This window comes from Megasphaera sp. DJF_B143 (assembly GCF_900320625.1).
Classification (GTDB): Bacteria; Bacillota; Negativicutes; order Veillonellales; family Megasphaeraceae; genus Megasphaera; species Megasphaera hexanoica.
The window spans coordinates 1-10850 of the sequence record NZ_ONTA01000299.1 but is presented as its reverse complement, the minus strand read 5'-3'; the positions used below and the strand labels follow the sequence as shown (position 1 = coordinate 10850).

General features: G+C 52.9%; 12 protein-coding genes. All 12 read left to right on the top strand.

Annotated elements, in window-relative coordinates; genetic code table 11:
- Positions 1-1135 (top strand): ATP-binding protein (locus tag DBO31_RS08700; RefSeq protein ID WP_150824953.1); only part of this gene is annotated, 1135 nt, incomplete at its 5' end.
- Between the two features lie 270 nt (positions 1136-1405).
- Positions 1406-1750, top strand: coding sequence for a hypothetical protein (locus tag DBO31_RS08695; RefSeq protein ID WP_059075727.1), 345 nt, complete (start codon positions 1406-1408; stop codon positions 1748-1750).
- 165 nt (positions 1751-1915) lie between these two features.
- Positions 1916-3292: an MATE family efflux transporter gene (locus tag DBO31_RS08690; protein WP_150824952.1), complete on the top strand. Its 1377-nt coding sequence runs from the start codon at positions 1916-1918 to the stop codon at positions 3290-3292.
- 432 nt (positions 3293-3724) lie between these two features.
- Complete coding sequence (gene ruvC / locus DBO31_RS08685) at positions 3725-4225, top strand: crossover junction endodeoxyribonuclease RuvC (protein ID WP_075582054.1); 501 nt, start codon at positions 3725-3727, stop codon at positions 4223-4225.
- Complete coding sequence (ruvA, locus tag DBO31_RS08680; RefSeq protein WP_150824951.1) at positions 4222-4824, top strand: Holliday junction branch migration protein RuvA; 603 nt, start codon at positions 4222-4224, stop codon at positions 4822-4824. Before ruvC ends, ruvA begins: the two co-directional genes overlap by 4 nt.
- 3 nt (positions 4825-4827) lie before the next feature.
- On the top strand, positions 4828-5865 hold the full coding sequence (ruvB, locus tag DBO31_RS08675) for a Holliday junction branch migration DNA helicase RuvB (RefSeq protein ID WP_150824950.1): 1038 nt from the start codon (positions 4828-4830) through the stop codon (positions 5863-5865).
- 8 nt (positions 5866-5873) lie between these two features.
- On the top strand, positions 5874-6089 hold the full coding sequence (locus DBO31_RS08670) for a DUF2905 domain-containing protein (protein ID WP_059075732.1): 216 nt from the start codon (positions 5874-5876) through the stop codon (positions 6087-6089).
- A gap of 17 nt (positions 6090-6106) precedes the next feature.
- Positions 6107-7345: a SpoIID/LytB domain-containing protein gene (locus tag DBO31_RS08665; RefSeq protein ID WP_150824949.1), complete on the top strand. Its 1239-nt coding sequence runs from the start codon at positions 6107-6109 to the stop codon at positions 7343-7345.
- Positions 7346-7368: 23 nt separating this feature from the next.
- Positions 7369-8388, top strand: coding sequence for a tRNA preQ1(34) S-adenosylmethionine ribosyltransferase-isomerase QueA (gene queA / locus DBO31_RS08660; protein ID WP_075582058.1), 1020 nt, complete (start codon positions 7369-7371; stop codon positions 8386-8388).
- A 12-nt stretch (positions 8389-8400) separates the two neighbouring features.
- The gene (tgt, locus tag DBO31_RS08655) at positions 8401-9507 is read left to right on the top strand and encodes a tRNA guanosine(34) transglycosylase Tgt (protein WP_059075735.1); all 1107 of its coding nucleotides are present in this window, start codon (positions 8401-8403) and stop codon (positions 9505-9507) included.
- Between the two features lie 51 nt (positions 9508-9558).
- On the top strand, positions 9559-9885 hold the full coding sequence (yajC, locus tag DBO31_RS08650; protein ID WP_234995450.1) for a preprotein translocase subunit YajC: 327 nt from the start codon (positions 9559-9561) through the stop codon (positions 9883-9885).
- Positions 9886-9915: 30 nt separating this feature from the next.
- The coding region (gene secD, locus DBO31_RS08645; protein ID WP_150824954.1) for a preprotein translocase subunit SecD at positions 9916-10850 on the top strand (935 nt) is incomplete at its 3' end.

Genomic DNA, 10850 nt, shown 5'->3' with positions numbered 1-10850 from the left:
TGGTGTCCGCCGGTGTGGGAAATCTACTATTTTTTACTTGTACCGGCAATATTTATTGCATCATGGTGTGGCTCCCGAACAAATTATTACCATAAATTTTGAAGACCTGGCTTATGAACCGTTGTGTGAATACCATGCATTATATCAGTATATTACAGAACGGATGCAGACGGATAGGATGAATTACATCTTTCTCGATGAAATACAGCATGTAAAAAATTTTGAAAAAGTGGTAGACAGCCTGTTTATTAAAGAGAATACCGATGTGTATATCACCGGATCCAATGCCTATTTTATGTCTGGTGAGTTAGCGACGCTTTTGACAGGCCGCTATGTGGAGCTGTCGATGCTGCCCTTGTCATTTCGGGAATTTTGTCAGGGAATGCCTGATTCCCTGTCGGTGCCTGAACAATATAACGCCTATGTCCGAGTGAGTTCTTTTCCCTATGCCCTGCAGTTTCAACACGATTCCCAGGCCGTAGAGGAATACCTGTCAGGAATTTACAATACAATTCTGGTCAAAGATACATTACAGCGGATGAGAAGCGGCGATACGATGATGATAGAGAGTCTGATGAAATTTCTGGCCGCGAATATAGGCAGTCTCATTTCACCTAATAAAATTGCCAATTCCCTGACTAGTGCTGGCAGGAAAATAGATAATAAGACCGTTGAAAAATATTTACAAGGTCTGAAGGATAGTATGCTCATTTATCAGGCAGACCGATTTGATATACGGGGAAAACAGCTGCTGAAAATCAATGCCAAATACTATCTGGTTGACCCCGCCTTCCGTCGCCTTTTGATCAACGATACCGGGCGTGACACGGGTCACATTTTGGAAAATGTCGTATACCTGGAATTACTGCGCCGGGGAGGCAAGGTATACGTTGGCCAGCTGCCCAAAGGAGAAATTGACTTTGTCGTTGAACGGTCCGGAACCAGAGAATACTACCAAGTAGCAGAAAGTACACTGCTCCCGGAAGTGCTCGAACGGGAATTGAAACCGCTACGCGCCATACCGGATCAATATCCCAAATACCTGCTGACACTGGATGAAATTCCCTCAGAAGCAGATTACAACGGCATCAAAAAGAAAAATGTCCTCCGCTGGCTGCTGGGGGATGGCTTCTAACGTGCAGCGGCGTCTGGCTTCCAACGCAGTGAACCGGCCCAAAGCCTACTAATCACTAACCACCGACCACTGTCCTTCCCGACCTGCGTTTTTTTCATCAAACATCAAACTTCAAACTATCTTTTCACTAACCACTATCTTTTTCCAGCCTTCAAATTATCCCTTCCTTCCCGACAAAATAAAAAAATGTAACTATTGACATTACAACTTAGATGATATATGCTTATAAATGTAAGGACGATATTTTGTTACTACTAGGAGGAATGACTCATGGACGCAAAAACGATAGAAGCCGTAACGGCTAAGACCAACGATTTACTGGCAGCACCGAGCTGCAATCCGAAATTGAAAGCAGCTGCTGAAAAATGGCTGGCTGCCGCTGACAAAGATGCCGAAACTCCGGCTTATATCGACGCTCTGAAAAATGGTGTATCTACCATTGACGAACTGCTTGGCTTTGCCGGTTCCGATTTTGCCAAAAAGCTTCTCGGCGAAGAAGGCGCTAAAGGACTCCTGGCTCATGCCAAAGATATTCAGGCTAAAGGGGCCAAGTATTGCGACTGCCCGGCATGTACGGCTGCACTGGCTATATTGGACATTCTCCACGCTATCTGATATGCCGGACTATTACGTATAGGATGTATAGAGGGCTGTGACAGATTCATTTCTGTTGCAGCTTTTTTTGTGCTGTTCTGGTATAGGACAGCAGGCTGACCGTATGGAAGAAACCTACGAAACGTGCTACACTGAAACAATGCAAAGGAATAAAGGAGGTGCCTTATGGAACAGACAAAACGGAAACAGGCCCGCAAGGGGATGGATATGCTTCACGGTTCTATTGCCGATAAATTGTTCTTCTTTGCTATGCCCGTCGGCCTCATGGGCATGTTTGAACAGCTCTTTAATAGTGCTGATGTCTTCATCCTCGGGCGGTTTGTCGGGAAAGATGCTATGGCGGCCGTCGGGAATAATATGCCTGTCATCGGCCTTCTGGTGACGCTCCTCATGGGGATTTCCCTCGGTGCCAATGTCGTCATTGCCCAGTATCTGGGAGCCCGGAAGGATGAGAAAGTGGAAGCAACGGTGCAGACGGCTATCCTCCTTTCTCTGGGCATGGGACTGGCGCTCATGATCATAGGGGAACTCATCGTGTCTCCGGCTCTTGCAATTCTCGCCGTGCCGAACGACGTGTATCCTATGGCAGAATTGTATCTGCGGATTTTCCTCCTGGGTCTGCCGTTCCTTTCCCTATATAATTTCGAAGCGGCCGTGTTCCGCAGCTGTGGTGATGGCCGGACGCCACTGTACAGTCTGGTGGCAGCCAATGCAATCAATATCGTCCTCGACCTGCTTTCTGTCACCGCTTTCGGTCTGGGCCTTACGGGTGTCGTCGTGGCGACGGTCCTTTCTTTTGCCGTCAACGCGGCCATCTTATTTGTCTTACTATGTCGTACAGCCGACCGGATCCGCCTGCAGCGGCATCATATGTGTTTTTCCCACAGTGAACTCTGCCGCATCATGCGCATCGGCCTGCCGGCAGGGTTGCAGGGCATGGTCTTTGCCCTCTCCAATGTGCTGATCCAGTCGGCCCTCAATAGTCTGGGGACGGAAGCCATGGCAGCTTCGACAGCGGCCTTCATCATAGAAAATAATATGTACTGCTTCGTCAATGGATTCAGTCAGGCGGCAACGACCTTTGTCGGGCAGAATTATGGGGCACGGAATCTGCGCCGCTGTTTCCGCATCACCAAGATGTCCTTCGCCGTAGAAGGAGGGTTTCTCCTGGTAGTGGTGACGCCGGTACTCCTTTTTTCCAAACCGCTGATTTCCCTGTGCAACAGTGATCCCGTCGTCGTGCAGCTCGGGTCGCTGCGGCTGTTCTGTATTGCCGGCACGTTTTACCTCAATGGCATCATTGACATCATCTCCGGGTCCCTGCGGGGCTACGGCTATTCCTTGCCGCCAGCTGTCGTCGTTCTCGTTGGTATCTGCGGTGTCCGTATCCTCTGGCTCTATACGGCATTTGCCTCTCACCGCGACTTCTTTACTCTCATGCTGGCCTATCCCGTGAGCTGGGCCGTGACCATCGTCGTCCTGACCGTCGTATACCGCATGTGCCGCAAGCATATCGTCCTCGGGCTGCTCACAGACCGCTAAAGAAAATGGCGGAACAGGGGAGCGCCCCGTCCTGTTTCTGAAGGAGTTCAAGCAACAGACCGGTACGGTTATGATGGAAAAGTTCTGTTCTCTCCCAGGCAATATTTATGATTAATATATGGATTTGATAGAAGGTTTCGATTTTCACCGGTGAAACGCGGCATTTTCAGCGGACTTCATAATCTGGAAACAAGCAGTGTCACCAATGGGCAGCTATGCCAGCTGAATCGGCTCTGCATCGGAAGAAGTGCGGCTTTGGCCCATGCGCAGTAACACAGGAGTGGAAAACGGGTAGCCTTAGTGTAAAAATTGAGTCAAAGAGGCCGGTGACAGAGGGGAAACCCTTTGTGTAACGGCCTCTTTCATGTTATAATGAACGTTAGTCTGTTTATTTCTATTTCTATGGTATTTCATCAAAAGGAGACGGCAGTGATGCGGGCAATGGGAATCGATCCGGGGACGGCTATCTGCGGCTTTGGCGTCGTCGATGCCATGGGGAGCCGGCTGAAACCGGTGACATACGGCACGGTACAGACGACACCGGAGTATACCGATGCCGAACGGCTGGTCATGCTCTACGACGGCCTGAACGAACTCTACGACAAGTATAAGCCCGATGTCATCGGTGTGGAACAGCTCTTTTTTAACCGCAATGTCACGACGGCCATCACCGTCGGCCAGGCCCGGGGCATCATCCTCCTTACGGCCCAGCAGGCCCATATCCCGATTCTGGAATTTTCCCCGCTCCAGGTCAAACAAGGTGTCACCGGCTATGGGCGGGCGACGAAGGAACAGGTCATCGATATGACCATGCGCCTTCTCGGCATCCGGGAGAAAATCAAGCCCGATGATGCGGCCGATGCGCTGGCTATGGCGATTTATACCATTTATTCCCGTCATTCCCTGAGTTTGAAAAGGACGGTCCAATTATGATCGGTTATCTGAAAGGTACTATTACTCATATTTTTGAAAATGCCTGTTTCATCGATGTAAACGGCGTCGGCTACCGGGCTATCGTGTCCGGTTCGACCCTGGGAAATCTGACCATCGGCAAAGAAACGATGCTCTATACGTATATGAGTGTCAGTGAAAATGATATTACCCTCTACGGATTCCTGACCCAGGATGAATATGAATTGTTCCTGCTCCTCATCACGGTCAATGGCATCGGTCCCAAACTGGCGGTAAACGCCCTGGGAGCCGTCACGCCGGATCAGATGCGGCTGGCCATCAGCCAGAGCAATATGAGTGTCCTGACGAAGCTGCCGGGCATCGGCAAGAAGACGGCCAACCGTCTCGTGCTGGAGCTGAAAGACAAGGTGGGGACGCCCGGTGACAGTGATGTCATGGCGGTGACTGTGGAAGATGCGACAGCGCCACAGGGCATGGCTGCCGAAGCGCTGGCGGCTCTTCAGTCGTTGGGCTATTCCGAACAGGAAGCGCTGCCGGTCATCCAGAAACAGGCTGCTGCCTGCGATAGTGTAGAAAGCCTTATCAAGGCGGCTCTGCGCAGTCTCGGCAGCGGGAGGTAACAGATGGAAGAACATCGCATCATTGAGACGGCCGACCTGCCGGGTGATTCCTGGCAGTACAGTCTGCGGCCTCATTATTTAAAGGAATATATCGGCCAGACCAAGGCCAAGGAAAATCTGCGCGTATTCATTGAAGCGGCGAAACTGCGCAAGGAAGCGCTGGACCACGTGCTCCTGTACGGGCCGCCGGGCCTGGGCAAGACGACCATGGCCGGCATCATCGCCAATGAGCTGGGCGTCAATCTGCGCATCACGTCCGGCCCGGCTATCGAACGGCCCGGCGATCTGGCAGCCCTGCTGACCAATCTGCAGGAACGGGACTTGTTGTTCATCGATGAAATCCACCGTCTGTCCCACAGCGTAGAAGAAGTGCTGTATGCGGCCATGGAAGATTACGCCCTCGATATTGTCATCGGCAAGGGACCCAGTGCCCGGTCGGTGCGTATCGACCTGCCGCCGTTTACCCTGGTCGGTGCGACGACACAGGTAGGACGCCTGGCACCGCCTCTCCGGGACCGCTTCGGCGTCATCTGCCGTCTGGAATTTTATAAGCCCGAAGAACTGGTGCTCATCATCCGCCGGACAGCGCAGATCCTCGATATCGAAATAGAAGAACAGGGGGCACTGGAAATCGCCCGCCGCAGCCGGGGCACGCCGCGTATTGCCAACCGCCTGTTGAAGCGGGTCCGCGATTTTGCCCAGGTAGCCGGAGCACCGGCTATTACCAGCGACATTGCCTCGTCGGCACTGGACCGGCTGGAAGTAGACCGTTGCGGCCTGGACCGGACGGACCGGCGGGTACTGCAGGTCATTATCGAGAAGTTCGGCGGCGGTCCCGTCGGCCTCGATACGATTGCGGCGGCAATCAGCGAGTCCGTCGATGCCGTCGAAGATGTCTATGAACCGTTTCTCATGCAGCAGGGATTTTTGAACCGTACGCCCCGGGGACGGGTCGTGACGGCTGCAGCCTATCGTCACCTCGGCCTGCCTGAACCGGGACGGGATGACGGCGCCGGCGCCAAGAGTACGTCACTCTTTTAGGAGACACTATGGCTAAAACACTGATTTACATCGGAATCTTTTTTATCATTGCCGGCGCAGCCTGGATGGGACTGGATCAGCTGGGACTGTCCCGGTTCCTCGGACACCTGCCGGGAGACATCCATTTCACTAGGGGAAATACGTCTTTTTATTTTCCCATCGTGACCTGTATCGTCATCAGCGTCGTCCTTTCTATTATTCTCAACTTTTTTTCCCGCCATTAAGAGAGGAGCGGCTTCATATGTGGTTTAAAAAGATAGCGTGTCTTGTTACGGCCGCCTTTTGCCTCGTTTCCTTTGGGGGAACGGCCGCTGCATCGGGCATGGGTCAGCCTGTGCGCATCGGCATCCGCGAAGGGCGCGGTTCGGTCGCTTTCACCAGTGACAGCGGCCTGGGCGTCTGGAAAAACGGGTCCCTGTGGAAGAAATATCCCGCCCGTACGCCCCTGCAGGTTGCCCTCAAGGGTAATACCGTGACCGTCGGCGGCGCTGCCGCTGCTGGCGCCGTCGAAGTTCGCCCTCTTTCATCTTCCGGGTCGGTGAAGATTACTGACGGCTATGCCTATCGCGGTGCTATGAGAGTCATGAAATCGCCCCAGCGGTGGGGCCTGACCGTCGTGAATGTCGTTCCCATGGAAGAATATCTCTACGGTGTCGTCGGCAAGGAAATGTCGCCGTCATGGCATCCGGAAGCGCTCAAGGCACAGGCCGTCGCAGCGCGTACCTATGCCGTTTCTCATAAGAATAATTTTGCCAGCCGCGGGTTTGATATGACCGACGATACATCCAGCCAGACCTATGCCGGCATCAATGGCGAATCGCCGTCGGTCATCGCCGCCGTCAATGCGACGCGGGGCGAAGTACTGACCTATGGTGGCAAGCCGATTGACGCTTTTTTCTGTTCGTCAGCCGGCGGCTGGACGGAAAACAGTGAAAACGTGTGGGGCTCCCACATTCCTTATTTGCGCGGCGTTTCCGATACGAGCACCCGAATGCCATCGTACCGCTGGGCGGTGACGACGACGCCGGAAAAACTGGCAGCCAATCTCGCTGCTGCCGGCAAGGGGGTAGGCAAGGTCAAGTCTATTACACTGTCACCGCTGGGCAGACGGCCTATGGCCGTTTCTGACCGGGGAGTTTCCGGCCGGGTGCTGTCCATGACTGTTACGGGATCGGCCGGCTCAGTCCGCGTGACGGGCAATGCCTTCCGGTCCATATACGGCCTGAAGAGCACTCTCTTTGATTTTGCCCAGGGAAATGGCACTCTACCCAATCCTGATTCAGGAAAGGCGGCCCGCAGTACGACCATGGCCCTCAAAGCCGGCATCCCTATCACGATTTACGGATATGGCTGGGGCCATGGACTGGGAATGAGCCAGTACGGAGCGTATCAGATGGCTCAGGAACACGGCAGTGCCGGTTATTACCGCACAATCCTGGCCCATTATTATACAGGTACCAGACTTGAAAAATTATATTGATTGCTAAGACAGGAAGGATTATTTTGAAACTGACTGATTTTTCGTATGAATTACCAAAAGAACTGATTGCCCAGCATCCGGCCGAACCGCGGGATCATGCCCGCCTCATGTTGTATGACAAAAAAACAGGTGCTGTGGAACATAAGCACTTTTACGACCTCGCCGATGAACTTCAGGCCGGCGATGTCCTCGTCTTCAACGACTCCAAAGTCATTCCCGCCCGCCTCTATGGGAAACGGGTCCCGACGGGCGGCAAGGTAGAAGTACTGCTCCTGACCCCGGTCGGGGAAGACCGCTGGGAAGTGCTGGTCAAACCGGGGAAGAAGGCTCTCCCGGGTACGACCATCGAATTTCCCGGAGGCTTGCAGGCAGAAGTACTGGACCGCACCGACTTTGGCGGCCGGGTCGTCCATTTCACCTATGATGGCGTGTTTGACGACATTATCGACCAGATTGGCGAAATGCCCCTGCCACCGTATATCCATGAAAAAATGGAAGACCCCGATGAATACCAGACGGTCTATGCCCGCGAACGTGGATCGGCAGCGGCGCCGACGGCAGGACTGCATTTTACAGATGAACTGCTGCAGAAAATCCGCGATAAGGGCGTAGAAGAAGTCTTCGTCACTCTTCATGTCGGCCTGGGTACATTCCGTCCGGTAGAAGAAGAAAACATCGAAGACCATCAGATGCACAGTGAATTTTACAGCATCACTCCCGAAGCAGCTGATGCTATCAACCGGGCAAAAGCTGAAGGACGGCGTATCATTGCCGTAGGGACGACGAGTATCCGCACTCTGGAAAGTGCCGGCACGACGGGAACGCTCAAGGCCGGTTCCGGCTGGACGAATATTTTCATCTACCCGGGCTTTACCTTCCATATCGTCGATGCCCTGGTCACTAATTTCCACCTTCCCGAATCGACGCTGCTCATGCTCATCAGTGCCCTTTCGACGCGGGAACAGATTCTCCATGCCTATGACATTGCCGTCAGGGAAAAATACCGTTTCTTCAGTTTCGGCGATGCCATGTTTATTCATTAGAGGAGGAACCATATGGTCATTACCTACGAGCTGCAGGCCGAATGTGACGGTGCCCGGGCCGGTCTCCTGCGCACGCCCCACGGCACATTCAAGACGCCTATGTTTATGCCCGTCGGTACGCAGGCCACGGTCAAGACGCTGACGCCGGAAGAACTCTATGATATGGGCGCCCAGGTCATTTTGAGCAATACCTATCACTTGTTCCTGCGTCCCGGTGAAGAGCTCATAAAGGAAGCAGGCGGCCTGCACAAATTCATGAACTGGAAACAGGCCATCCTCACGGACAGCGGCGGCTTCCAGGTGTTCAGTCTGGGGCAGATGCGGAAAATCAAAGAAGAAGGTGTAACCTTCCGCAGCCATCTCGATGGCTCGAAGAAATTTCTGTCGCCAGAAGTATCCATGGATATCCAGATGGCACTCAATTCAGATATCGCCATGGCCTTTGACGAATGCATTCCCTATCCGTCAGACTATGAATACACGAAACTTTCGACGGAACGGACGAGCCGCTGGGCACAGCGCTGCCTCGACCACCATCACAGTGATACCCAGGGACTGTTCGGCATCGTTCAGGGCGGCATGTACGAAGACCTGCGCCGTAAGAGCTGCGAGGATCTGGTGGACATGGATTTTGATGGATATGGCATCGGCGGCTTGAGTGTTGGCGAGAGTAAGGATATAATGTATGAAGTGCTGGGTTATACGACCAAACACCTGCCACGGGAAAAAGCCCGCTATCTCATGGGTGTCGGCACGCCGGATTGTCTCGTCGAAGGGGTGGCCCGCGGCGTCGATATGTTCGATTGCGTATTTCCGACCCGCGTTGCCCGCAACGGCATGGCCATGACCCATACGGGACGCCTCACGGTGCGCAATGCCCGGTATGCCCACGATTTCCATCCCATTGAAGAGGGCTGCCAGTGCTATACGTGCCGCAACTATACGCGCGCTTATATCCGCCACCTCTTCAAGGCGGAAGAACTCCTGGCCTACCGGCTGGTGAGCATCCATAATCTGTATTTTCTCCTTGACTTTATGCGCCAGATGCGTCAGTCTATATTAGATGGCACATTCCGTACATTCCGCGAACAGTTCTGGAAACGGTATCAAGATGGGTAATTCTACACATCATGTACATATATTATATTTATTCACTAGGAGGTAAAAACTGTGGATTCTATTGCTAATTTTTTTAACGGTTTGACTAACTACGATAACCTGGGCTTTCTGGGTGACCTCGGCCAGATGTGGCCGCTGCTCTTCATGGTCCTCTTGTTCTACTTCATTTTGTATCGTCCGCAGAAGCGTCAGCAGAAACGGCGTCAGGAAATGTTCTCCAATCTGAAGAAAAACACCAAAATTGTTACTGTTGGCGGCCTCTATGGCGTAATTACGGATATCAAAGACGACTATGTCCGCATCCGCATTGCCGATAAAGTGGAAATCAAGCTGAAGAAAGAATCCATCAGCGCGATTGCCGGCGACGAAGAAGACTAAGGGGAGGGACTTCTCTTGCGGACCCGCAATATGATTAAGTTTTCCGCTGCCGTCATCATCATTCTGGCAGCATTTATCACCTTCATCTATCCCCTGGCCAATTCCATCAAGCAGGGCCTGGATTTGCAGGGTGGTACCCATATCGTACTGGAAGCCGTCGATACACCGGAAGCACCGGTTACAGACGATTCCCTGAATCGTGCTGTCTCTATCGTCGAACGGCGTATCAATGAAATGGGCCTGACTGAACCGATTGTCCAGAAAGAAGGGGCACGGCGGATCATCGTCGAACTGCCGGGGGAAAAGAATCCGGAAAAGGCGATTGAAACCATCGGCAAGACGGCGGTCCTGGAATTTAAGGATGAATCGGGCACGACGCGCATGACCGGGAATGATCTGAAAACGGCAAAAGAACAGATCGACCAGGGCCATAAGAACGTCGTCGCCATTGAATTTACCGACGAAGGGGCCAAGAAATTCGCCGATTTGACGGCTTCCAACGTAGGCCATAAGATCGGTATCTACCTTGACGGTGAATTGCTGACCAACCCGGTCGTCAATGAACCGATTACCGGCGGCAAAGCCGTCATCACGGGCAGCCAGACCTTGGAAGATGCCAAGAACCTGGCCATCCTCCTGCGTTCCGGTGCCCTGCCTGTCAAATTGAAAGTCATGGAAGTCCGCACCATCGGCCCGAGCCTAGGCCTCGACTCCAAGATCAAGAGTGAAAAGGCCTTTGCCATCGGCATCATCTTGATCATGATCTTCCTGATCATCATTTACCGCATGTCCGGTGTCGTAGCCAACATCGCCCTGTTGGTCTACGTCCTCATTTTGCTGGGCATCCTGAAGTACCTCGATGCGACACTGACCCTGCCGGGTATTGCCGGTATCATCTTGTCCATGGGCTTCGCCGTCGATGCCAACATCCTCATCTTTGAACGATTCAAGGAAGAAGTCCTCAT

Coding starts and splice junctions, on each gene's coding strand:
- DBO31_RS08670 (WP_059075732.1), top strand. CDS start 5,874: ATGGCTAAAACACTGATTTACATCGGAATCTTTTTTATCATTGCCGGC.
- ruvA (WP_150824951.1), top strand. CDS start 4,222: ATGATCGGTTATCTGAAAGGTACTATTACTCATATTTTTGAAAATGCC.
- tgt (WP_059075735.1), top strand. CDS start 8,401: ATGGTCATTACCTACGAGCTGCAGGCCGAATGTGACGGTGCCCGGGCC.
- DBO31_RS08690 (WP_150824952.1), top strand. CDS start 1,916: ATGGAACAGACAAAACGGAAACAGGCCCGCAAGGGGATGGATATGCTT.
- ruvC (WP_075582054.1), top strand. CDS start 3,725: ATGCGGGCAATGGGAATCGATCCGGGGACGGCTATCTGCGGCTTTGGC.
- ruvB (WP_150824950.1), top strand. CDS start 4,828: ATGGAAGAACATCGCATCATTGAGACGGCCGACCTGCCGGGTGATTCC.
- DBO31_RS08695 (WP_059075727.1), top strand. CDS start 1,406: ATGGACGCAAAAACGATAGAAGCCGTAACGGCTAAGACCAACGATTTA.
- DBO31_RS08665 (WP_150824949.1), top strand. CDS start 6,107: ATGTGGTTTAAAAAGATAGCGTGTCTTGTTACGGCCGCCTTTTGCCTC.